We start from the raw sequence: 22,717 nt of genomic DNA, 5'->3' as shown, positions 1-22,717 counted from the left end.
ATGAGTTAAGTAAAGAGAAATTTGCTACCTAAGTAGCAGCAGTAGAGAGTTTTTGATTTCGATTTTTGGTAAAAATTTACGTGATTTTATGACGCCATTTTCGCTCATTCGCTCTCCTTTTTTTTAGAATTTTTACTAAACATTATAGTGGCTCTTACTATGCCATAAAGCATATAGATGCTCATAACCAAAGTCGCACTTTCAAATGGATATAGATAAAGCATCGAAAACGCAACGACAAGAGCTACTAAAATTCTTATCACATGGGTTTGTTTTAAATTTATTTTTTTAAAGCTTGGATAGCGAATGTTGCTAACCATCAAAGCTGCCAAAGTAGCTTCAAGTAGCATCAAGCACCACTCAAATCCCTCTAAAAAAGTATAGTCGATATAAATTCCAACCCAAAGTACGCTCACAATAGCTGCTGATGGTATAGGAAGCCCGATAAAAACATTTGGCTCATATGTACCAGTAGTGACATTGAAGCGAGCAAGCCTAATAGCTCCAAAAACCACAAACATAGCAGCTATAAGTGCCCCAAATCTGCCAAAATTTTTACCAATAGTCAAATAAAATAAAATCGCTGGTGCTACACCAAAAGCAACAAGATCTGCAAGGCTATCAAACTCTACCCCAAATTTACTAGTTGTCTTTGTAAGTCTAGCCACACGTCCATCAAGTCCATCTAAAATAAGCGATAAGATTATATAAATAATGGCTTTAAAATAGTTACCTTGAATAGATGAAATAATACTAATAACACCCAAAAAAGCACTAGCTGCTGTAAATAAATTTGGCAAGATATACATTAGTTGCATCTTTTGTATGTTATTCATCTATTTTTCCCTCTTCAAAATATCCCAAAAGTGAAGCAGCCTTTACGCTTTCTCCAACGCTTACACATATCTTAGTATCTCTTGGTAGGTATAAAATCACCTCACCACTTCCTAAAAAACCAAATTTTCTAGATGCTTTCAGGCTAGTAACATTTGAAATTTCTAAACTTCTACTGAAAGCCCCAGCTATAATTTTCATAACAAATTTTATATTCTCTTTTTCAAAGTGAATAATCGCTCTTTCATTTAAAAATTCTGAAATTTTCATAGCTTGGCATAAGAATAAGCCATGTCTTTTACGTATTTCAGCTACTTTTACATCACTTACAGCCCTTAATGTACCAACATCAAAAAAAGATTTTTTTATAACGATCTTAGCTACTTCATTATTATCAAAATTTGAAGCACTAATCTCTTTTATCTTACCATCAATCGGCGATAGTAAAGCCAATTTATCATCAGAAAATGGCTCTCTCTCAGGATCTCTAAAAAAATAAAGTCCCAAAAAAAGTAAAATAGCAAAAAGCAGTGGCAAGATCCCAAACAGCAAAGATAAAACAAATAAAATTAGAAAAAATAATATAAATTTATATCCTGCTTTCGCGATATAGCCACTCATTTTTATTCCTCTTTTTTACTCTTTTCGTCTTCTTCGGTCTCTACAAGTCTGCTCTCTAGACTATTTTCGATCTCATAGTTTTTAATGATCTCTCTAACTCTTTTTCCTTCGATTGTTTCTTCTTCATAAAGTGCTGATACCATATTTTCAATAGCACCTTTATAAATTTCAAGCAAACCAAGCACAGCTGTGTATCTTTCATGAAGAAGCGTTTTTACAAACTCATCAACCTTTTCAGCCATCTTATCACTGTAATCTTTGATGCTTTGACCACCATTTAAAAACGTAGCACGTTGCTTTTCAAGTACCATAAGACCGGCGACATCGCTCATACCATACATACTAACCATAGCTTTTATGATATCAGTCGCACGCTCTAGGTCGTTGCTAGCTCCGGTTGAAATTTCTTTAATAAACACCTCTTCAGCAGCTCTACCAGCCAAAAGCACATCCACTTCTGCTATCAGCTCATGCTTTTGCATCATAAATTTATTCTCTTCAGGCGTATTTAGAGTATAGCCAAGTGCTGCAAGACCACGTGGCACGACTGAGACTTTTGTTACCCTTTTTGCACCTTTTGTTAGCTCAGCTATCAAGGCATGACCGCACTCATGATAAGTGACGATTCTTTTTTCTTTTGGATTTACGCGGCGAGACTTTTTCTCAAGTCCAGCGATCGATCTCTCAACGGCCTCCACAAGATCGGCCTGCTCGACAAAGGTCTTTGACTTACGTCCTGCAAGAAGTGCAGCCTCATTTATGATATTTTCAAGATCAGCGCCTGCTAAACCAGTAGTAAGCCTTGCGATATCCTCGATATTTACATCTTTGCCAATCTTTACATCTTTCATATGAACTTTTAAAATGTCGCAGCGTCCTTTAAAATCAGGCTTATCAACAAGCACTTGCCTGTCAAATCTACCTGGTCTTAAAAGCGCAGCATCTAAAACTTCAGGTCTATTTGTAGCTGCTATAACGATGACTGGTGATTTATCCGCATCAAAGCCGTCCATCTCAGAAAGAAGCTGATTTAGCGTCTGCTCTCTCTCGTCGTTGCCACCCATTGGACCAGAATTTCTACTTTTACCGATCGCATCGATCTCATCTATAAAAACAATCGCTGGAGCCTCTTTTTTAGCATTTTCAAAAAGATCTCTAACCCTACTTGCGCCAACACCGACAAACATCTCAATAAAACTTGATGCCGACATAGAGAAAAATGGCACGCTAGCCTCGCCCGCAACTGCTCTTGCAAGAAGTGTTTTACCAGTACCTGGAGGGCCAACTAGTAAAATACCTTTTGGAATTTTTGCCCCAAGTCTTAGATATTTATCAGGACTTTTTAGATAATCAACTATCTCTTGAACCTCTTCTTTTGCCTCTTCGACACCTGCAACATCGTCAAACTTAACTTTTGGTTTTTCAGAATTTATAAGTTTTTTTGCACTTCCTATGCCAAGTATGCCGCCGCCGATATTCTTTTGCATACGACTAGCAATAAACATCCAAATAGCAAAAAATATAAATACCGGGATGATCCATGAAAATATAAGATCACCAAACCAGTTATTTTCGCTATAAACGCTATAAGTTATGCCATTTTGCTCAAGTATGCCAATGAGCGTTGGATCATTTATACGTTTTGCAAGATAGATAGTTTTGTCACTACCTATACCTTTTATGGTAGTTTCTGAGATAGCAACCTCATTTAGTTGCTTATTTTTTAACATATCTTTAAACTCAGAATAAGCTACCATTTTACTCTGAGCATTACTATTTAGCCCAAAAGAGCTACCAAGTCCGTCTCCACTAAAGCTTCTAAAAGCTAAAACTATAACTATTGCAAAAATGGCAAAAATGAAAATAGGATTTTTATTAAAAAAACCGTTATTGTTACCATTGTTTTGGTTATTATTTTGGTTATTCATCTATTTCCTTATAAACAAAGCTACTCCAATCGTTACTTTGTTTTATCTCAATTATCTCCAAATCCTTAAATGTATCTTTAATCCTATCTTCGTATTTGTTTAAAATTCCTGACAATACCAAGTAGCCGCCTTTTTTAAGCGATTTTTTTAAGTCATTTGAGAGCATAAAAATGACATCAGCGATGATATTTGCTACGACAATGTCATATTTTTGCTCTAAATTTGCGATAGAGCCTGTCCAAATTTTATTAAATTTAACCTCATTCAACTCGGCGTTGCTAAGTGAGCTTTGCGTGGCTTGCTCGTCTGTATCACAAGCATCGACCCTACAGCCAAGCTTTGCTAAGGCTATGCTTAATATCCCGCTTCCACAACCTACATCTAAAGCAGTATTGCCACTTTTTGCATATTTTTGTAAAAGTTGCAAACAAGAATTTGTGCTTTCATGGTGCCCTGAGCCAAAGGCTAGAGCTGGGTCAATTATGATATTTGTTACGCCATTAAGTGGCTCTTCCCAGCTAGGTCTAACATAAATTTTATCAACCAAAATGGGCTTAACTGCCTTTTTATATTCGCCTAGCCAGTCTTTATTTTCTTTTAAATTAAGAGAAATTTTTAAATCATTTGAAATTTTACGAACACTAGAGAGCCCTTTTGCATACTCTTCGATACCCCAAGCTATATCTTTTAGATCATACTCTTCCCTGATGATAATCTCGTGATCTAGCTCTTCAACACAGGTAACTCCAAAAGAGAAAACTAGCTCTAAAATTTCATCATAAAAATTTGATGTTTTTATGCTTAATTCGTAGAATTTATCTTTCATTAACCAAGAACGTCTTCAAGCTTCTCTTTTAAAACTTGTGGCGTAAAAGGTTTAACGATGTAGTTATTAACACCTGCTTTTAAAGCTGTTATAACTTCGGCTTTTCCGCCCTCTGTTGTTACCATTATGATAGGCATATCAACATACTTTTGCTCAGCTCTTACCTTTTTAACAAGCTCAAGACCGTTCATCTCAGGCATGTTCCAGTCAGTAATAAGAACTTCGATGCCTTCATTTTGAGTTAAGATATTCCAAGCCTCAAGACCGTGCTCAGCCTCAAGAATTTCTTGATGTCCTAACCTTTGTAAAGTATTTTTTATGATTCTTCTCATTGTTGAACTATCATCTACAACCAAAATCTTCACATAATATCCTTTTAGTAAAAATTGCCCTATTCTAGCTAATTTAAATTTATAAAAGCTTTAACGCTATCTAAGTAGTTTAAAGGCCTCTTTTAGGTCAAGCAACCCTTCATAGTAGGCTTTCCCAACTATTACGCCACTAATCTCATTTGTGGCTTTTAGCATCAAAACATCATTTATATCACTCACACCGCCACTTGCTATCGTCTCAAGCTTGCTATTTCTAGCTATTTGCAAGCTAAACTCAATATTAACTCCGCCAAGCATTCCATCCTTGTTAATATCGGTACAAATCACAGCTTCCACGCCAACATCTGCAAATTTTCTTGCAAGATCAATTGCTTTTATATTTGAGATCTCGCCCCAACCTTGCACGGCCACGTAGCCATCTTTTGCGTCAATGCCGACTACAACTCTATAAATTTCAGCCATTTTTGCTGTAAATTCTGGATCATGAAAGGCAACTGAGCCAAGGATCACCCTGCTAACTCCAAGGTCTAAATAGCGTTTTATTCGCTCTTCATCTCTTATACCACCACCCACTTGGACGCTTAAATTTGTAGCCTTTGTAATTTTTTCAATTGTTTTAAAATTTATCGTCTCTCCAGCAAATGCACCATCCAAATCAACCACATGAAGCCATTTTGCGCCATAATCTTCAAATTTCTTAGCAAGTTCACTTGGCTCGTTGCTATAAATTTTTGCACTTTGCATAAGACCTTTGCTTAGCCTAACTGCTTGTCCCTCTTTTAAATCAATCGCTGGAAAAATTTCCATCATAACCTCGCAAAATTATCTAAAATTTTAAGTCCAGCTTCATGACTTTTTTCTGGATGAGGCTGAAAGCCAAAGATATTTTCATGCCAAACCGCACTTGTAAATTCATATCCGTAAGTTGTCTTTGCCAGTGCAAATTTATCATCACAAACCACATGATAGCTGTGTACAAAATATAAATACTCAAGCTCTTTTAGTCCTAAATTTAATGGGCTATTTTGCTTAAATTCCAAAGCATTCCAGCCAATGTGAGGTATTTTTAATGGCTTATCGAAATTAGTTTCATTAAATTTTACGACCTCGCCAGCTATCAGTCCAAGCCCAGCATGTTCGCCAAATTCAAAACCTTTTTCAAATAAAAGCTGCATGCCAAGACAAATACCAATAAATGCTTTACCGCTTTTTACTGCTTCTCTTACAGCTTCGTCCATGCCGTTATTTTTTAGCTTTGTCATCGCCTCACCAAAAGCTCCAACGCCTGGCAAAACGATGTGAGAGTACTCTTTTAAACTATCAGGCTCACTTACTAAAACGCACTCATATCCAAGAAATTTAAAAGCATTTATCACGCTTTTGATATTGCCCGCACCATAATCAATAATAGCGATCATCTGTTCTCTTGTCTTTTTACGCTGAAAAGATAAAAGCTAAGTGCCGCCATCAGCATCGCCACACCGCCTATTAGATAGATAGCATTTATGATATTTTCAGGTGCAGTGATAGCAAATTTAAAGACTAGCATGAGCGCCTCGATTGCAAGTGCGATGATAATTGAGCCGATAAATCTCACCATCGTTTTATAAATAACGCTATTTTCCTCGTGATTTTTACCTAACACCTCTTCTTCAAATATCGTCTTAACAAGGTCAAAAATGGCGAGGGCTAGCGTTAAAATGATAGTTGATTCAAAAATTTCTTCGACATTTATATGCTCGATGCTCTTTGAGATAAAGCTCTTTACACCGTGCCAAAACAAAAATGCGCAGATCATAAAAAGCGATGCACAAAAAAGTGTATAAATAGTCTTTAAAAATCTACCAAAATGCTCCTCAACAAAGCCGCTATCGACCATATTTAGGATATTTTCTAGGCTTATATCGATGCAGGCGATAAATTTAAGCTCATTTTTTTCATTATAGATAGGCACGCTTGCTGTGACGCATAAACCTCCATTTAGGCTTGATGGATATGGATCGCTTAAAACGCATCTTTTCTCACGCACTGCAGTGTAGTAGTAGGCTTTATTTGCGCGGTTTTCGCCCTTTGGAATTTTATACTTCTCATTTAGGCTGATCGAGTCTTCGATCTGCACGCCATTTTCGTCTAAGATATACAGTGCGTCAAAATTTTCTATCTCGTGGCTGATCTTATCAAAGCCAGCTTTTATGTTCTCTAAACAAACTCCGGGCAGTCTATTTGGCAAATTTCTACTAAATAAATAACAAATATACGCCCTTGCCTTATATCTCGTGTCACTAAATCTCTTAATATCTTTTATAACCAAATTTAACCTTTTAAATTTAATGCGTGATTGAACTCAGGAACGATCTTTTTAAGTGCAGGTGCTACCTCATCATCTTCAAGCTGCAAAAGCTCACTTATCTGCGAGTTTAAAAGCGCTAAATCGTAAGGCTCTGAATGTGTCACAAAGATCGATTCATATTTTGTTTGCACATCATCTTTGTTGATAAGTAGCTCTTCATAAAGCTTTTCACCTGGTCTAAGACCCACAAATTCTATACCCAAATGCTCTTTGTTTGAAAGAAGAAGCATCTTTTTAGCAAGATCAACGATCTTAACAGGCTCGCCCATATCAAGCACGAAAAGCTCGCCACCTTTTGCGATAGAGGCTGCCTGAAGGACTAGCTGACAAGCTTCTGATGTAAGCATAAAGTATCTTGTGATCTCTGGATGAGTGACGCTTAGTGGCCTATTTGTAGCGATCTGCGCTTTAAATTTAGGTATGACAGATCCGCTTGAGCCAAGGACGTTACCAAAGCGCACGCAAACTATCTCGCATACACCTGCTTCATTTGAATTTAGTGCGTAAAGCTCGCAAACACGCTTAGTTGTACCCATTATGTTTGTTGGGCGCACAGCCTTGTCTGATGAGATCATGACAAATTTCTTAACGCCATATTTTTTAGAAAGATCGACTGCATTTTTTGTGCCAAGGATGTTGTTTTCAACTGCTGAGCGAGGATTTAGCTCGCAAAGTGGCACGTGTTTGTAGGCTGCAGCGTGGATGACGATCTCTGGTCTAAATTCTTCAAAAACCTCTTCAAAGTCTTTTAAATTTGTGATATTTACAAGCTTGCTAACAGTTCTTTTATCTTTTGTGTCTTCGCCTATTTTATAAAGATTAAACTCGCTGTGCTCAACCATTATAAGCTCACTTACACCATATTTCAAACACTGCTTACAAATTTCACTTCCTATACTACCGCCAGCTCCGGTGACAAGTACTCTTTTATCTTTTAAGAAATTTGAAATAGCCTCTGGGTTTAAATCTTTTGGCTTTCTAGCAAGTAAGTCTTCGATTGAGATATCCTTGATCGGCTCATTTTCGATAAGAGAGAAGAGCTTCATATCTCTTATGCCATATCCGCTTAGCTCATCAACTAAGGCTTGAAGCTCATCTTGATCTAGCGCAAGCGCGATGATAGCGGTCTTTGCATCATAATCTTTTAGAAGGCTTGGTATCTCTTTTTTATCTTGCACTAAAAAACCATCACAATAAGTACCAACAAGATCACTCCTGCCATCTACCACTCCAACCGCGTAGTAGTCAAGATACCCTTGTTTTAAGCCACGCAAGACGTGAAGCGCTTTTGACGTTGCGCCTATAACGATACAAGGCTCACCTTTGTGAGGTTTGTTTGAAAAGTCAAGCACCATGCGTTTTGAAATTCTTAAAAGCCCAACAAGTAAGCATGAAATAAGAAGATCAATGAAAATAACGCTTCTTGGATATGGATTTAAAAAATCTTGAATGATAAAAAAAATGATCGTAAATAAAACAGCTGAGCAAACGTGAGCTAAGAAAATTTTTCTTGCTTCATTTAATCCAAAAAACCTCCACGGCACCTTGTAAATTTTAAACATCCACATAAAAAAGAGCTTAAATACGATCAAAAATCCAGCCGTTACAAAAAGCCCTTGCACGTAGATATCTGGGATGTCAGCGTTAAATCTTAAAAGATAAGCCACATATATCGAAAAGATAAATATAAAAACATCGCCAAGAAGGAAAAATACGAGCCTTTTTAACTTTGTTGCATGAAACATTACGCATTTTCCTTGACTATTTTTATCACTCTTTCTTGTGTCTGCTCACTCATATCGCTGCCACTTGGCAAGCAAATTCCTCTTGAAAATAGATCTTCGCTATATCCATCGATAAAGCTTAACGCACCATTAAATATAGGCTGCAAGTGCATAGGTTTCCAAAGTGGGCGACTCTCAATATTTTCATCAGCTAGTGCTTTGATAACTTTTAAATGTGCATCTTTTTTAGCAAAAACGCCAGTTGTCAGCCATCTGTTACCACGAGAATTTGGCAGTTCTGGCATAAATTCTAAAACGTTGCCAAGCTCTTTTTCATAAATTTCAAAAACTCTTCTCTTTTGCTCGACTCTTTTTTCCAAAACTTCCATCTGAGCCACGCCAATAGCACCTAGCACGTTACTTAAGCGGTAGTTGTAGCCATAGTCTTTGTGCTCGTAGTGAAGCAAAGGCTCTCTTGCTTGAGTGCTGTAAAACCTAGCTTTTTCTACAAATTCCTTGTCACCAACTAGCATACCGCCGCCTGAAGTGGTGATGATCTTGTTACCGTTAAAGCTATATGCACCCATTACGCCAAATGTGCCAAGTGCCTTACCGCCGTAAAATCCGCCGAGTGCTTCAGCTGCATCTTCAACCAAAGCGATGCCCTCATTTTGGCAAATTTCACAAATTTCTTTCATCTTTGAAGCTTGTCCGTAAAGATGAGTAACGACTAATACCTTTGGCTTTTTAGGTAAATTTGAGATTGCTTTTTTAAGTAGTTCTGGGCTTAAATTCCAACTCTCATCGCAGTCTATGAATACTGGAGTTGCTTTTTCATAAAGTATAGGTGAGACTGAAGCCATGAAAGTAAAGCTAGAAGCTAGTACAAAATCACCCTCTTTTACGCCAAGGACGCGAAGTGCTAGGTGAAGCGCCGCCGTTCCAGCGCTTAGTGCAAGAGCATCTTTTGCTCCGGTATAGCTTTTTATACTTTCTTCAAATTTATTTACATACTCGCCAAGTGGCGCTATATAGTTACTTTCAAAAACTTTTTTTATATATTCTTGCTCTTTTCCGCTCATATTTGGTGGAGATAAAAAAACCCTATCCATTTCATCCCTTTCGTGATTTTTTGGCGATTTTAGCACTTATTTTTAAATTTATATCTTAGCGCGCTCGCATGCTGGTACGCCGTAAGCCTTTGTGCCGTCCTTTATATCTCTAACGACCACACTTCCAGCGCCAATGATGCAGTTACTGCCGATGCTTATACCTTGAATGACGCTTGAGCCGATGCCAACATGTGTAAATTCGCCCACTCTAACGTTTCCAGCAAGGGCTGCATTTGGGCTAATGTGAGCAAATTTACCTATCACGCACTCATGCTCTATCACCGCACCAGAGTTTATGATAGCGCCCTCTTTTATGCGTACTTTTGCGTTTATAACGGCATTTGGCATGACAACTACACCTTTTTCTATCACAGCGCTCTCGCTCACAACCGCGCTTTTATGGATCAAATTTACTATCTCAAAGCCAGCAGCCTCTACTTTTTGGCTGATCTTTTGCCTAGTTTTGTTTTCGCCAATGGCTATTATAATGTCAGCTTTTTCAAGCTCTGGGCTAAATTTACGCTCGCTAGCGTCATCTAAAAAAACTATCTCATCATAGCCATTATTTCTAGCGATGTCAGCTACTACAAGGCCATGCCCGCTTGCTCCGTAGATGTAGATTTTCTTAGTTTTTGCCATTAAATTTCTCCGTCGTCGCCTGCCCCTCTTTGCTGACACCACTTCGTTTTAGCACCTTTTCGATGGTCTGTAAGGCAATCTTTACATCAAGCATAAAGCTTAAATTTTTAGCATAATAGACGTCGTACTCAAATTTTTTCTCCCAGCTTATGGCGTTTCTGCCATTTACCTGCGCTAGCCCTGTGATACCAGGGCGCACGTCGTGGCGGTGCTTTTGCGTTTCGTTATAGATGGGTAGATATTCGACCAAAAGCGGCCTTGGTCCGATAAAACTCATATCGCCTTTTAGCACATTAAAAAGCTGTGGCAACTCATCAAGGCTAAGCGAGCGGATAAGTTTGCCAAATCTACCAAGACGCTGCTCATCTGGCAAGAGCTCGCCATTTACGTCACGCTCGTCACTCATCGTTTTAAATTTATAAATTTTAAAAATTTTCTCATTAAGACCTGGTCTTGCCTGCGTAAAAATGACATCGCGGCTTACCTTAAAATAGATAAAAATCGCCGTTGCTATGATGATAGGCGATGTTAAAATAAGCAAAAACAAAGCCCCCAAAATATCAATCACCCTCTTTAAAAAATTTCTATACATCTATAAATTTCCTATAAATTTCTATATATCTTTTTGCGATTTGCTTCTCGTCAAACTCGCTAACCGCCCAGTTTCTGCCGTTTTGCCCAAGTCTAGCACAAAGCGCCTCGTCATCAAGCAAAATTTTTATTTTACTGGCAAGATCGCTTGCATCTTTTACCTTACATAAAAGCCCATTGTAACCATCCTTTACAGCCTCATTGCAGCCTGTCACATCGCTTGCAACGACTGCTTTTGCCATACTCATCGCCTCTAAAACCGTTCTTGGAAAACCCTCTTTATAGCTAGGAAGTGCTAGCAAATAAGAAGCCTTTAAAAGCTGCGGTATATCGTTTCTAGCGCCAAGATATCGCACTTTGCCACCTTTTAAAAAGCTCTCATCCGCAGTTGATTTATTGCCAGCAAATCCCTCGCCCACAAAGACAAATTCGCAGTTTTTGTAGCCATTTAAAATTTCTGCTGCCTTGTAAAATTCGCGAACACCCTTGTGCCACATAGCTCTTGCGATCATTAAAATCACCTTTTTATCGCCAAGATCAGCCGCCTGAGTGATGACTGGGTCAAATTTGATAGTATCCACGCCGACACTTTTTATGCGGTAAACTTTGCTTTTATCTATCAAATTTTGGCTTATCATATAATCAGCGTCCGAGTCGTTTACAAATACGCAAGCATCAGCTTTTGCAAAAGAGAGCTTATAAAGGCTCTCCATGACAAAACGCACAGCCTTTGTCTTAATATCATCGTCTATATAAAAACTACCAAGGCCTTCGACCAAATTTATCACGTGCTTTATGCCAGCGTTTTTAGCGGCAAATGTGCCAAAAACATTTGACTTGTGAGCGCCAGTTTGAAGCAGGTCTAAATTTAGCTCGCCCAAAATTTGAGATAGTTTTTTTGAGTTATTTATAACAGTTAGTGGATTTAGACTGGCTTTGTCAAGCTCGTAAGTGACGGAGTGAAAGCTTTTAGCAAGATCATTAGTAAAATTTCCTTTTGGAGCGATAGCAAAAACTTCATGCCCCATATCTTTTAAGGCTTGCATTATCGGCCGCCTAAAAAAGTGTATGCTCATATCAGCATGGCTTAAAAACCCTATCCTTGCCATCTCTACCTCTTTAGCCTATAAACTTTTGCCGCCCCATCAAGTATGACTGGCTCAAAGACCTTAGGATTGTACCTTTCAAGCACAAAAAGCTGGATGTATGCGCTATTTAAGATGCTTTCATCAAGGATGATAAACCTACCATAATCTCTCATAAAAATGACAGAAATATTTGAGCTTTCGTTGTTTTTATACTCTTTGACATTTAGCTTGCTAGCTTCGTTATAATCAGTCTCTATGAAAGATTTAAGAGGCAAGATGTTGCCATCATAGATTAAATTTGTGACATCACTTGTGAGCGTAAATCCACCATTTAGTCTAATGCCATTTTCATTTTGAGAGATCGCTCTTGTAACGATAAAAAGTCCATTGTTTAAATTTTTACCGCTTTTTAGATCGATCTTGCTAAATTGCAAAATGGTCGGGAAAATACTAAGCATCCTATCTGGAAGATAGTAATAAATTTCCCTTGTCTTTGCTGGCAGGCTAAAATTTGCCTCTTTTATATCACTAAAAAATTGATCAATGCTTGCATTTCTCTCTTTTAAAATTTGAGCCAAATTGCCATTAAATCTCTCTTTAAAATTTCTCTCTGTGTACTCAACATCAAGCCTTGCCATATTTGCCGAGCTCATCTCGTCGCTTCCAAGCGCAAAGCTCACGGCAAAATTTTCACGTCCAAGGTGCTTTCCACCATCAATGAGCGTCTTAACATCACTGTAATATCTGATCGGATATCCATAGTCCCACCACGCAACCACGTAGTCCTCGCGTCCTGCGATACCTTTTAGCTTATTTAAAATTTCAACCTCTTTGTGTACAAAAACCGGCTCAGCTTTGTAACCATAGATATGAATGAGAGCTGGAGTAAGAGCAAGCACGGTTATAAAAGCTCTCGCGAGATTTAGCACCGCTCCTTTTAGCTTTAAATTTGAAAGTATAAACTCCACTAAGTAGCCAAAGCCAAGTGCCATGATAGGCACAGCATAAATGGTAAATCTAAGTCCACTTTTAAATGCTAAAAAGCCAAGTGCAAGCATGCCAAGCGAGACGGCAAATGAGCGGTATTGAAAGCAAAAAAGAGCAACGCCAGCAAGCGAGATCAAAAATGTGATGACATTTGCGCTGATCCTCTCGCAAAATAGCGTAAAATCAACGATGCTTGACTCTTGGATGGTTTGATTAACATTAAAAAAGTGAAAGCTCATGCCTCCAACTTCAGGCGCGTCCCTAAAGACGTAAAATTTAAGCTGAAAGATTATCGGATTTAGTCCGCCACGAATTACAAAAACAATAAAAACAACTGCCAAAATACCAAGAGCAAATTTTAAATTCATCACCTCTTTTTTAAAAAGACAAAACGCATAAATAGCGATGACAACAATAAATTTAAGAGTTAGATCAAGGTTTGAGATAGCAAGTAAAAGCAGTGAAATTTCAAGGTAAAAAAGTGGATTTTTCCTATCAAAAATGAGCGTGTAAAGTAAAAATAGCCCAGTTAAAATGCTAATAAGCGAAAAGGCGCTCATATACCACCACATATAGATAAGCACGCTTAAAGGTGCTATTATCAGGCTCTTTACGTCCTTTTTCTCAAGCACTCTAACAAGCCCCCAAACGACAAAGACGCTAAGTGGGATGATGAGCATGTCAGTGTCGTAATATCCTGCCATTGTGCGGTTGTAGTAGCTATTTGCGATCACTGCAAGAAGTGCAGCGATGAAGCCAGCCATTTTTACTTTGTATTCATTTGCGATCAAGATAACAGGTACAGCGACAAGCGATGAGAAAAATACGCTCATATAAATCATCGCCGTCTCAAGCTTGACACCTAGAAATTTCACGATCCAGTAAGTAAGCGTCGAGAGCGGATAGCCGTAGTAGCTAAGGTCGTTTTCTTGGTGAAAGCCAGCTAGCATATCCCTTGCACCCTCGGCAAATGCATAGCCGTCGTTTGTGCTGATCATTAGCTCGTTGTTCCAGAAAAATACCGGATATTCACTCGCCCAAAAGACCCAGTAAAGCCTACAAACTATACCAAAAACAACTGCGACAAATATCATCAAGTATAAAGAGTAATTTTTAAAAAATAAATTTCTATTCATTAGGATTTTCCAAAAAATTTATAAGCTCGCTCGCTATATTTTCACTATCAAAAAATTTAGCCCGATTATACGCAACCTTTTCAAAATTTTGCCTTATTTCAGGCGCATTAAGCACCTTTATCATCGCCTCTTTCATCGCATTTTCATCATCAACAGGTACCAAAATACCAAACTCACTCTCGCCCAAAAGCTCCCTTGCGCCACTTTTATGCTCGGTTGAGATGATAGTTTTTTCGCACGCTAGTGCTTCAAGCAAGACATTTGAAAAGCCCTCAAAACGCGAAGCACAAAGCAAACAAGAGGCGTTTTTTATATGCCTAAATGGATTTTTATCAGTGCCAAGAAGCCTTACTCGCTCGCCCACGCCAAATTTGTCTATCAAATTTTGCAGCTCATCCTTTAAAGGACCTTTACCAAGGATGCCAAGCGTAGCACGAGGATCGTTAATTGAAGCTATTATTTTTATTAGCATGGCTTGATTTTTACCGCTATCAAGGCGGCCGATATTTATGAAAAATGGCCTAAAATCGCTCTCTAGCGGCTCATCTTTTAGCAAATTTATAGTTTTTAGATCAAGGGCGTTATAAAGCACCTTTGTTTTGTCCTCACTCATGCCAAAATTTCGCACTAGATCCTCTTTGTTACCAACTGCATTTGCAAGGATGAGATCAGCTTTTTTATAAAGATGAGTGAGTAAAAATTTATTAACCCTACCGCTTAGATCGTCTTTGTATAGGATCGACGGACAGCTTCGCTCGCTGATAACTAGCCTAGCCTTTAGCCCTAAAATTCTAGCAAGCCCAGCAATATAACAAGGGCGGTTCATAAGCACAAACTGCGTGTCGATGCCTAAGTTTTGACAAAGTTTTTTATACTTAAAGGCAAGCATTGGCATCGCTAAAAAGAGCCTTGCAAGCTTCTTTAGCCCACTCTCGTAAGGATCGCTATTTTCTATAAAGTGGATCTGCACCTCGCTTGGGATCTCGTAGGCGATGACCTTGCTCATTAAGATGAGATGAACTTCATAACGTCTGATCAAAAATGGCAGTAAATTTGCCACATTTCGCTCAGCACCACCAGGCCCCATCGAGTATAAAAAAACGGCTAATTTCTTCACTTGCTAACAACCTTTTTTATAAATTCTCGCCACTGCTTAATGATATTTTCTTTGCTAAATAAATTTGCATTTTTACTAGCGTTTTTTGCTAGTTTTTGCCTTAAATTTTCATCTTTTAAAAGCATCTCAAGCTTATCTTTTAGATCATTTGCATCGCCATTTTTAAAGATAAGCCCGTCTATGCCGTCTTTTATAAGCTCTCTTGCGCCCACAGTGTCGCTACTTAGCCTAGCGCAGTTAAAGGCGCCTGATTCTATTAGCACATTTGAAAGCCCCTCGCTTCGTGAGCTAAGAGTAAAAATTTTTGCCTCGCTATAAAGCTTGCTAACGTCGCTCATATGACCTAGAAATTTGATATTAAGCCCTAAATTTGAGGCCGTCTCTTTTAGCTGCGCTTCTTGCCTGCCACTGCCTGCGATCTTTATCTCCCAGCCATCAAGCAAGCTCTTATCCGCCTTGCTAAGCGCCTCAAAATAGATATCATAGCCCTTTACCGCCTCCAGCCTAGCCACGCTCAATATAACGTTTTGCTTCTCGCAAATTTCAGGCACGCCGATAAAAAGTGGGTTGTGGATGACCTCGCGATTTTTGGCAAATTTATAGTAGTCGTAGTCGCTTTTACTTAGCACGCTTAAGCCATCTACAAAGCGGTAGGCAAGATCACGCATAGCGCTTGCGATTTTGCTTTTTAAGTAGCTATGCTCGTGATGCTCAGTTGCTATTAGTTTGCTCTTTAGCCCAGCATTTGCCAGCACGCAAGCGACGTTCGTCCAGTCGATAAAGCTCATTATCAGATCAGCTCTTTGCTCCTTAAAAAGCGCTCTAAGGGCAAGGATTTTTTTAAATTTTAAAGCGACACCCAAGCCAGTGACGCTAAGATTTATGATATTTATCTTTTCACTAAATTTATAAAGTCCAAGATCCTCTTCAAGAAGAGTGATAGTGATCTCATTGTCTTTGCAAAGCTCATTTGCAAGCACGTTTAGCACACGTTCAGCCCCACCATTTCTAAGCGCAGCTATGACAAAAAGAATTTTCACTTCACACCTCCAAGCCTTAAAAGCTCCAGCCATTTTTTATAAATTTGCTCCACGCTAAACTCATCAAGTCTAGCCCTTGCATTTTTAGCAAATTCACCCATTTTTGCCTCATCTTGCAGTATTTTTGCAAGCTTTTCGCTCATCTGCCCAGCGTCATTTATCTCGCAAAGCAAGCCATCAAAGCCATCTTTTATAAGCTCTTTTGCCCCGCTAGTTCTTGTCGCAACCCGCACGCAGTCATAGTTTATCGCCTCTATCAATGTGTTTCCAAGACCCTCGAAATTTGAGCAAGAGAGCAGCACCCTTGCCCTTTTATAAAGCAAAGCTATGTCGCTTACATTGCCTAAAAACTCTACATCAGCGCCCAAGCTTTTGGCTAAATTTTCTAAATTTGCTCTCTCTCCGCCATCTCCAGCGACAGCAAATTTATAGCCGCTTTGTTTTAAGCTTGCAGCCACTCTTACAAACATTTCGCAGTTTTTTATCTTATTTAGCCTGCCAACAAAGATGACTAAATTTTCTTTAGCAAAGCTCTCACTGCGCACCTCTTCAAAGAGTGGGTTGTAAATTTTCATCACATTTTTGCAAAATTTCGAGTAATGTCCTAGATCCTCTTCGCTTAAGACGCTAAGTGCGTTTGCAAATGGATAGCTTATGCGTCTTAACACCTTAAAAATGGCTCTTTTTGGCGCAAGATAGTTTGTGTGCTCGCTTATGATTATAGGCGTTTTTAGTCCAGCTGAGCTAAAGAGCACCAAGGTATTTACGGCGTCTAAAAATGATATCACGGCGTCAAATTTGCCCTCTCTTATGAGCGCCCTTAAAGCAAGCACCTTGAAAACTCTCTTTTTTAAATTTCCAAAAAAGCCAAGCTCATCAGCCCCAACGCCTAAATTTATAAGCTTCACACCACTTGCTAGCTCGTAAAATGGCTCATCCCTATCAAATTTAACAATACTCACCTCGTGATCCATGCTAAATCTTGATGCGATCACCGCGCAAACTCGCTCCGCACCACCACTTCTAAGCGTTGATGTGACAAATAATATCCTCATACGCCAATCCTTTGTTTTATCTTCACTCTAAGCTTTGAGAGTGCCGGTAAAATGCCACTTGGAAGCGGACTAAGTAGCAAAAAAATAAACGCCTCTTTACTAAATTTAATGCTAAGACTTTTAAAGATACACCTTAACATCAGGCCATATTCGCCAGCGATTTTGGCGTAGTAAGCGGCGTTTTTATACTGCAAGGCTAGAAATTTTGGCTCATGCTTGATGGCTATATCGTAGTGCATATTTGCCGTTTTGATGTAGGCGTTTGCGACATTTAAAGCATGCTTGCCTGCATTTAGCGTAGCACTATCACTTCTTGCGATGCGGTAGATGTAAAGTGGCTTTTTAAGATAGAAGACATTTTTTTCAAAAAAGCGGATGTAAAGCTCATTTTCGCCGCCAAAACTGCTCTCATCAAACCTAAAACCGTCTATAAATTCGCGCGAAAAAAGTTTAAAATACTCGCCATTTATCCGCCCGCAGTGATAATCAACCTTACTCATCGCCCCACTCTTGCTATATGGGCTTCTACCAGCCATCACCTCAGTCATCACGCCATATTTTTCGCAGATCGCGTCTGCAAAAACGCACGAATACTCTCCACTTTTTAAAATTTCATAGCACTCAGCAATCGCTTCTGGCAAAAGCTCATCGTCATCGTCAAGCAAGCAGATAAACTCGCCTGTTGCGTTGTCAAAGCCATTATTTTTATTACCATTTGGGCTCTTTTTGTGAGCGCTGTTTTTTACAAATTTGATCCTAGCGTCATTAAAACTCTTGCAAATTTCACTCGCACTCTCGTCATCGCCGTCATCTGTTACAACTATCTCTAGGTTTTTGTAGCTTTGGGATAGAGCACTTTTGATAGCCTTTTTTAAAAGTTCTGGACGCTTATAAGTCGCAGTTACAATGCTGATTAATGGCTCGCTCATCTAGCCCCTTTTAAAAATTCTCTCATAACCTTGAAGCTTTTCAAGCCGTGAGAAAAATATAAATTTAATTGTTTTTATGTAGGCCTTTAAATTTGCTCTGTATCCCCTCTCAAGGCGCTCATCCTCGATGTTTGAGCCACTAAGATCAGTTGGGTGCGAAAAGAGATCGCAAAAATACATCTGCATATCATTAACACCAAGCAAATAGTCCCAAATATCGGTCGTGCAAAGCGCACGTTTATGAATTTCAAGCAAATTTTTAGCACTTTTTTTAGTTAGCACATAAGCCCCTGCTCTATAAATGCTTGAAAATGAGTACTTTGAGACCTGCCAAAGTGGCCTACTTAGGCTACTATCCACCTTTTTGCCAAAGGCGCTAAACCTACCCTCTAGCCCATCTTGCATGCCACATATCAGCACGCTATTTTCAGACATCTTGCTAGCTGCTAAAAAGGCCTCTTTTATGGCATTATCATCTCCTATCACATCATCTTCAAAGATGAGAGCAAATTTAGCCTCACTTACCAAAAACGCCTCGTAGGCTTTCACATGCGAGAGCGAACAGCCAACCTCTGCTGGGCTTAAAATTTTCCCGTAAGCTTTAAATGATGGCGAAATGATCTTGTAGTACTCCCTCGCGTTTAGCTCCCTGCCATCCACTGCGTCTATTAGCTTAAAGCTATCATAAGAGCTAAATTTCTGCTGCAAAAGCTCGCGTCTTTTGGTGTCTTTAGCCAAAGAGATCAGATAAATTTCATTCATTTAAGACCTTTTAAATTTTTTTAAAATTTTACGCCAGACTATGTCTCGCTCGTAAGCATTAAAAAATAAAAAATATCCCAAAACATAAGCTGCGCCGGCGTAGATCGCAGCAAAGATAGTAAATTTTAGCCAGTTATCTAAGCTCACAAAGTCCTTGCAGGCAAACATCACAAGCACGCAGAGCGCAAAAACGGCTAAATTTTTAAAATAAACCCCATAAAACGTGGTGAACTTTACCTCTAAATTTAAAGCAGCATTTATAAGGTCAAAGCCAAGAATTCTTATGCTATAAAAAATGGCTGCAACGATGACAATGCCATAAACGCCGTAGCCACTAAATTTAAGCAGCGCGATCTGCGCTATTATCGTACTAACGCCAAGGATAGTGTTGGCAATGGCTGGGCGGCGAAGCTTGTTTGTCGCGCTATCAAGGTTAAAAAGCGAAAAAACAAAGCTTATAAAGACGATAGGCACAAGCGTGATCATCGAGACGCTATAGATAAATTTGACCTCATCTGCGCTTTTAAAAGGTAGCCAAAGCGTGTAAAAATCAAGCCCAAAAACTACGAAAAATGCAGCCGGAGCGCTCATCACAAAGGCGATCACCTTCATAGAAAATTTAGCCTCTTTTATGAGGTCCGTGATCAAATTTTTTGAGTAAAGCTCGACAAATTTTGGCGCAAAGATACCGCTAAGCTGTGCCACAAAGCTCTCAAGTATGATAGGGGCGGCCTTGGCGACTGAGAGAAGACCAGTGGCGTTTGCATTTACGAAAATGTTGCAGATAAATAGGTCCATGCCTGTTAAAAGTATGCGGTTTAGCGCATTAAAGCTATTCCAAATGCCAGAGCTTAAAAGCTCTTTGATCTTAGAAAAGTCAAATTTACTAAGGCTAAATTTTAGCTCTGGCGTGATGCGAGCTGACATAAAAATGGTACTAAAAAAGACAAAAAGGCTAGCAACTAGCGCTGAAATGGCGATGTATGAGATAAATGGCTTAAAAAAGAAAAAGAGCGCCACGATGAGGGCTGCTAGGATCGCGCTTGAGATGGCGTTTCTGATGGAGAGTAGATAGAGCTTGTTTGTCACAAAGGCACAGACCGTTAAAATGCCGTTAAATAGCCCAACGCAGAAATTTATAAAGTAAAAAACAAGGGTCATTCTCACGTCAAAGAGTAAATTTTCAGGGACGTTTAAAAAGCTTTGCAAATTTAGTATAAAAACGGAGCTAAGCACCACGACAACGGCGCAAAAGAAGATATTTACAACAAGCACTGATGAGTAGTAGGTGTTTGCAAGGCTTAGGTCATTTTTGTGCCACGAATGAGCGACAAAGCGCCCACTAACCGAGTTTATCGCCACGCTCACGACTGCTGCGTAGCTAACTATGGCGTTGCTAAGGCCCACAAAGCCAAAAGCTTCGTTACCAAGGCTTTTTAAGATAAATGGCGTAAGAAAGAAATTTATGCCCATTGATACGACAAAAACGACGATCGAGCTTATTAGATTGATTAACATTAGATTTTTAACCTGTAAATTTTTACGCCATTTGAAATGATAAATGGCTCAAAGTATCGCTCATCAGCTCGCTCAAATATAAAAAGCTGCACAAAAGATGAGTTAAAAGTATTTTCATCAAGCAACAATATCCGCGCATAATCTTCCAAAAAAATGACATAAATTTTAGCGTTTTCATCTATGATTTTTTCATCTATTCGCAAATCTCTTCCGGCACCTTTTACTTTATAAAATGATTTTACGGCTATTTTTTCGCTGTTATGCATGATAAATTTTTGCTCATTTGTAGGCAAAGTATAGCCATCTCCAAGGTCGATACCAGCTTCGCTAACGCCATTTAATGCACTAACATGATAAAAATACTCTTTTTGCCTTTTACCAGTTGTAATATTGATATAGCTATATCTAAAGATATTTGGTACGATGTCAATCATATTTGGTACAAGATAGTAAAAAATATCTTTTTTTGCAGCTGGCAGAGTGAAATTTTTGCTTTCAAGCTGACTTAAAAAAGTATTTATGTCGCTTGTGTTGTAGTCTTTTAAAATTTTATCTATTGGCCTTATATTTTGCTCAAGCGAGATGCCATTATACGTAACTGCCACTCTTGTAAGTCTAGCCGAAAATGCCTCATCTTTTCTTAAGGCAAGGCTAACAAAATAATTATTTTCACCACCTTGTCTGCCAGGATCGTTTAAAGTCATAACATCAGCAAAATACCTTATAGCATACCCGTAATCCCACCATGAAAATACATAATCATCGCGCTTTGTGATCTTTTTGAGTTCATCAAGTGCTACTGCTTCATCACGGCTAATTACAGTCTTTGGCCTATATGAATAAGCAAAATCTAAATTTATAGCAAGAGCGGCTACGACAAAAACCAAAAGTGATAAATTTTTAATAGAATTTCTAAGATCAAATAAATTTAAAAAAAAATGCAAAAAATACCCAAAACCAAGCGCAACAAGTGGTGTTACGTACATAACAAATCTAACTCCACCAAAGAAAGATAGGAGTCCAAGTCCAAGCATTGGCAATGTAAGTAAGAATGGACGAAATTTCAAGCAAAGTAGCAAGTATCCAATAATAGCTGCCAGTAATATAAGAATATTTCCCGACATGAAATAGATAAAATACAAAGGACTGGCACTTTTTACTTCACTGATGAAATTATATTCATTTATAAAGTGAAATTTATCGCTAAGAATTTCATTACCTTTAAAAACATAAATACCCATTTTTGAAGTAATGAAATCAAAACCACCAAAATAGATAAAAATAGCTAGCATTAAAGTAAGAAAAATGGCTAAATTTCTAGCTGAGAGTAAATTTTTATATTTGCAAAAAAGAGAGAAAAATAAAGCAATAACCACTAAATTAAAAATCAAAATTTTATTTGCTATTAGTGGATCTTTAGTAAAAATATTTGAGCTTACGATGCTTATAAACATAAAAAATATCGCTTGATAATTTTGTAATCTATCTCGCATAAAAACTAGCGTATATAGTAAAAACATAAAGAAAATGCTTAAAATAAGTGCATATGAGCTTTGATACCACCAAAGATAAAGTGATGCAAAAACTCCAGGCAAAACGATAAATTTTTGTTCATTTGTGCTTAAAAGCCTGATCAAAAAATAGATGATAAAAAGCGCAAATGTGACATTTAACATATCACTATCAAAATATCCAGGCGATGTCCTTGAAAGATAGCTTGGTAAGATAACGCTCATAAACGCTGCCACAGCCCCAGCTTTTAGTGCCTTAAGCTCATTTGATATCAAAATAACTGGAAGTGCGATAAGAGGAGCTAAAAAGATGCTCATGTAAAACATCACGCTTTTGATCTTAAAAGGAAAAACTTTGCAAATATAAAAAACTATAGTTGAGATTGGGTGATTAAATGGGCTAAAGTCATTTTGCTGATGAAAGCCAGCCAGCATATCTCTAGCACCCTCTGCGTAATAGTATGCGTCATTTGTCGTAAGCATAAATTCGCCATTAAAGTAAAACTCTGGCATATCCTTTGCCCACAATACCCAGAGCATCCTAGCCGCAAATCCAAACAGATAAGCAACCAGAAATATAAGTAAAATTTTACAATTTACGCTTACTTTGTGCACTA

General features: G+C 38.4%; 21 protein-coding genes. All 21 read right to left on the bottom strand.

Annotation, left to right across the window (positions count from 1 at the left end; translation table 11 throughout):
* Positions 1-104: 104 nt before the first annotated feature.
* Positions 105-836 carry a CDP-diacylglycerol--serine O-phosphatidyltransferase gene (pssA, locus tag FZ949_RS02575; protein WP_021091822.1) on the bottom strand — a complete coding sequence of 244 codons (732 nt, stop codon included), beginning with the start codon at positions 834-836 and terminating at the stop codon, positions 105-107.
* Entirely contained in the window at positions 829-1,455 is a 627-nt protein-coding gene (locus tag FZ949_RS02570) for a phosphatidylserine decarboxylase (RefSeq protein ID WP_103580472.1), read from the bottom strand. The genes pssA and FZ949_RS02570 overlap by 8 nt, the downstream gene beginning before the upstream one ends.
* 2 nt (positions 1,456-1,457) lie before the next feature.
* Positions 1,458-3,383, bottom strand: coding sequence for an ATP-dependent zinc metalloprotease FtsH (gene ftsH / locus FZ949_RS02565; RefSeq protein WP_103580471.1), 1,926 nt, complete (start codon positions 3,381-3,383; stop codon positions 1,458-1,460).
* Positions 3,376-4,209: a 50S ribosomal protein L11 methyltransferase gene (locus FZ949_RS02560; RefSeq protein WP_148790097.1), complete on the bottom strand. Its 834-nt coding sequence runs from the start codon at positions 4,207-4,209 to the stop codon at positions 3,376-3,378. Before FZ949_RS02560 ends, ftsH begins: the two co-directional genes overlap by 8 nt.
* Positions 4,209-4,574 (bottom strand): chemotaxis response regulator CheY, encoded by a 366-nt coding sequence (locus FZ949_RS02555; protein WP_002939933.1) that lies wholly within the window; start codon positions 4,572-4,574, stop codon positions 4,209-4,211. The genes FZ949_RS02560 and FZ949_RS02555 overlap by 1 nt, the downstream gene beginning before the upstream one ends.
* Before the next feature lie 63 nt (positions 4,575-4,637).
* A complete protein-coding gene (gene hisA, locus FZ949_RS02550; protein ID WP_148790096.1) occupies positions 4,638-5,348 on the bottom strand; it encodes a 1-(5-phosphoribosyl)-5-[(5-phosphoribosylamino)methylideneamino]imidazole-4-carboxamide isomerase in 711 nt (236 codons plus the stop codon).
* Entirely contained in the window at positions 5,348-5,959 is a 612-nt protein-coding gene (gene hisH, locus FZ949_RS02545) for an imidazole glycerol phosphate synthase subunit HisH (protein WP_148790095.1), read from the bottom strand. The genes hisA and hisH overlap by 1 nt, the downstream gene beginning before the upstream one ends.
* Positions 5,956-6,852 carry a PDC sensor domain-containing protein gene (locus FZ949_RS02540; protein WP_103560684.1) on the bottom strand — a complete coding sequence of 299 codons (897 nt, stop codon included), beginning with the start codon at positions 6,850-6,852 and terminating at the stop codon, positions 5,956-5,958. Before FZ949_RS02540 ends, hisH begins: the two co-directional genes overlap by 4 nt.
* A 2-nt stretch (positions 6,853-6,854) precedes the next feature.
* Positions 6,855-8,636, bottom strand: coding sequence for a UDP-N-acetylglucosamine 4,6-dehydratase (configuration-retaining) (gene pglF / locus FZ949_RS02535; RefSeq protein WP_103580467.1), 1,782 nt, complete (start codon positions 8,634-8,636; stop codon positions 6,855-6,857).
* A complete protein-coding gene (gene pglE, locus FZ949_RS02530; protein WP_087586203.1) occupies positions 8,636-9,727 on the bottom strand; it encodes a UDP-N-acetylbacillosamine transaminase in 1,092 nt (363 codons plus the stop codon). Before pglE ends, pglF begins: the two co-directional genes overlap by 1 nt.
* 48 nt (positions 9,728-9,775) lie before the next feature.
* Positions 9,776-10,366, bottom strand: coding sequence for a UDP-N-acetylbacillosamine N-acetyltransferase (pglD, locus tag FZ949_RS02525; RefSeq protein WP_087586202.1), 591 nt, complete (start codon positions 10,364-10,366; stop codon positions 9,776-9,778).
* The gene (pglC, locus tag FZ949_RS02520) at positions 10,353-10,958 is read right to left on the bottom strand and encodes an undecaprenyl phosphate N,N'-diacetylbacillosamine 1-phosphate transferase (RefSeq protein ID WP_087586201.1); all 606 of its coding nucleotides are present in this window, start codon (positions 10,956-10,958) and stop codon (positions 10,353-10,355) included. Before pglC ends, pglD begins: the two co-directional genes overlap by 14 nt.
* A complete protein-coding gene (gene pglA, locus FZ949_RS02515) occupies positions 10,951-12,066 on the bottom strand; it encodes a N,N'-diacetylbacillosaminyl-diphospho-undecaprenol alpha-1,3-N-acetylgalactosaminyltransferase (protein WP_148790094.1) in 1,116 nt (371 codons plus the stop codon). The genes pglC and pglA overlap by 8 nt, the downstream gene beginning before the upstream one ends.
* A gap of 2 nt (positions 12,067-12,068) precedes the next feature.
* Positions 12,069-14,168 carry an STT3 domain-containing protein gene (locus FZ949_RS02510; protein WP_148790093.1) on the bottom strand — a complete coding sequence of 700 codons (2,100 nt, stop codon included), beginning with the start codon at positions 14,166-14,168 and terminating at the stop codon, positions 12,069-12,071.
* Positions 14,161-15,285, bottom strand: coding sequence for an N-acetylgalactosamine-N,N'-diacetylbacillosaminyl-diphospho-undecaprenol 4-alpha-N-acetylgalactosaminyltransferase (pglJ, locus tag FZ949_RS02505; protein ID WP_103580463.1), 1,125 nt, complete (start codon positions 15,283-15,285; stop codon positions 14,161-14,163). The genes FZ949_RS02510 and pglJ overlap by 8 nt, the downstream gene beginning before the upstream one ends.
* The gene (locus FZ949_RS02500; RefSeq protein ID WP_103580462.1) at positions 15,282-16,325 is read right to left on the bottom strand and encodes a glycosyltransferase; all 1,044 of its coding nucleotides are present in this window, start codon (positions 16,323-16,325) and stop codon (positions 15,282-15,284) included. The genes pglJ and FZ949_RS02500 overlap by 4 nt, the downstream gene beginning before the upstream one ends.
* A complete protein-coding gene (locus FZ949_RS02495) occupies positions 16,322-17,380 on the bottom strand; it encodes a glycosyltransferase (RefSeq protein WP_103580461.1) in 1,059 nt (352 codons plus the stop codon). Before FZ949_RS02495 ends, FZ949_RS02500 begins: the two co-directional genes overlap by 4 nt.
* Positions 17,377-18,309, bottom strand: coding sequence for a glycosyltransferase family 2 protein (locus tag FZ949_RS02490; RefSeq protein ID WP_103580460.1), 933 nt, complete (start codon positions 18,307-18,309; stop codon positions 17,377-17,379). Before FZ949_RS02490 ends, FZ949_RS02495 begins: the two co-directional genes overlap by 4 nt.
* Complete coding sequence (locus tag FZ949_RS02485) at positions 18,310-19,071, bottom strand: glycosyltransferase family 25 protein (RefSeq protein ID WP_148790092.1); 762 nt, start codon at positions 19,069-19,071, stop codon at positions 18,310-18,312.
* Positions 19,072-20,589 (bottom strand): MATE family efflux transporter, encoded by a 1,518-nt coding sequence (locus FZ949_RS02480; RefSeq protein ID WP_148790091.1) that lies wholly within the window; start codon positions 20,587-20,589, stop codon positions 19,072-19,074.
* Entirely contained in the window at positions 20,589-22,715 is a 2,127-nt protein-coding gene (locus FZ949_RS02475) for an STT3 domain-containing protein (protein WP_148790090.1), read from the bottom strand. The genes FZ949_RS02480 and FZ949_RS02475 overlap by 1 nt, the downstream gene beginning before the upstream one ends.
* Between the last annotated feature and the right edge of the window lie 2 nt (positions 22,716-22,717).

This window comes from Campylobacter concisus, assembly GCF_902460545.1.
GTDB classification, from domain to species: Bacteria; Campylobacterota; Campylobacteria; order Campylobacterales; family Campylobacteraceae; genus Campylobacter_A; species Campylobacter_A concisus_AE.
The sequence above is the reverse complement of the archived record's forward strand: the minus strand, read 5'-3'. Positions and strand labels throughout refer to the sequence as shown.

Excerpts from the sequence above, each read along its gene's own strand:
- pssA (WP_021091822.1), bottom strand. The coding sequence starts at position 836 with ATGAATAACATACAAAAGATGCAACTAATGTATATCTTGCCAAATTTA.
- FZ949_RS02570 (WP_103580472.1), bottom strand. The coding sequence starts at position 1,455 with ATGAGTGGCTATATCGCGAAAGCAGGATATAAATTTATATTATTTTTT.
- ftsH (WP_103580471.1), bottom strand. The coding sequence starts at position 3,383 with ATGAATAACCAAAATAATAACCAAAACAATGGTAACAATAACGGTTTT.
- FZ949_RS02560 (WP_148790097.1), bottom strand. The coding sequence starts at position 4,209 with ATGAAAGATAAATTCTACGAATTAAGCATAAAAACATCAAATTTTTAT.
- hisA (WP_148790096.1), bottom strand. The coding sequence starts at position 5,348 with ATGGAAATTTTTCCAGCGATTGATTTAAAAGAGGGACAAGCAGTTAGG.
- hisH (WP_148790095.1), bottom strand. The coding sequence starts at position 5,959 with ATGATCGCTATTATTGATTATGGTGCGGGCAATATCAAAAGCGTGATA.
- pglF (WP_103580467.1), bottom strand. The coding sequence starts at position 8,636 with ATGTTTCATGCAACAAAGTTAAAAAGGCTCGTATTTTTCCTTCTTGGC.
- pglE (WP_087586203.1), bottom strand. The coding sequence starts at position 9,727 with ATGGATAGGGTTTTTTTATCTCCACCAAATATGAGCGGAAAAGAGCAA.
- pglD (WP_087586202.1), bottom strand. The coding sequence starts at position 10,366 with ATGGCAAAAACTAAGAAAATCTACATCTACGGAGCAAGCGGGCATGGC.
- pglC (WP_087586201.1), bottom strand. The coding sequence starts at position 10,958 with ATGTATAGAAATTTTTTAAAGAGGGTGATTGATATTTTGGGGGCTTTG.
- pglA (WP_148790094.1), bottom strand. The coding sequence starts at position 12,066 with ATGGCAAGGATAGGGTTTTTAAGCCATGCTGATATGAGCATACACTTT.
- FZ949_RS02510 (WP_148790093.1), bottom strand. The coding sequence starts at position 14,168 with ATGAATAGAAATTTATTTTTTAAAAATTACTCTTTATACTTGATGATA.
- FZ949_RS02495 (WP_103580461.1), bottom strand. The coding sequence starts at position 17,380 with ATGAGGATATTATTTGTCACATCAACGCTTAGAAGTGGTGGTGCGGAG.
- FZ949_RS02490 (WP_103580460.1), bottom strand. The coding sequence starts at position 18,309 with ATGAGCGAGCCATTAATCAGCATTGTAACTGCGACTTATAAGCGTCCA.
- FZ949_RS02485 (WP_148790092.1), bottom strand. The coding sequence starts at position 19,071 with ATGAATGAAATTTATCTGATCTCTTTGGCTAAAGACACCAAAAGACGC.
- FZ949_RS02480 (WP_148790091.1), bottom strand. The coding sequence starts at position 20,589 with ATGTTAATCAATCTAATAAGCTCGATCGTCGTTTTTGTCGTATCAATG.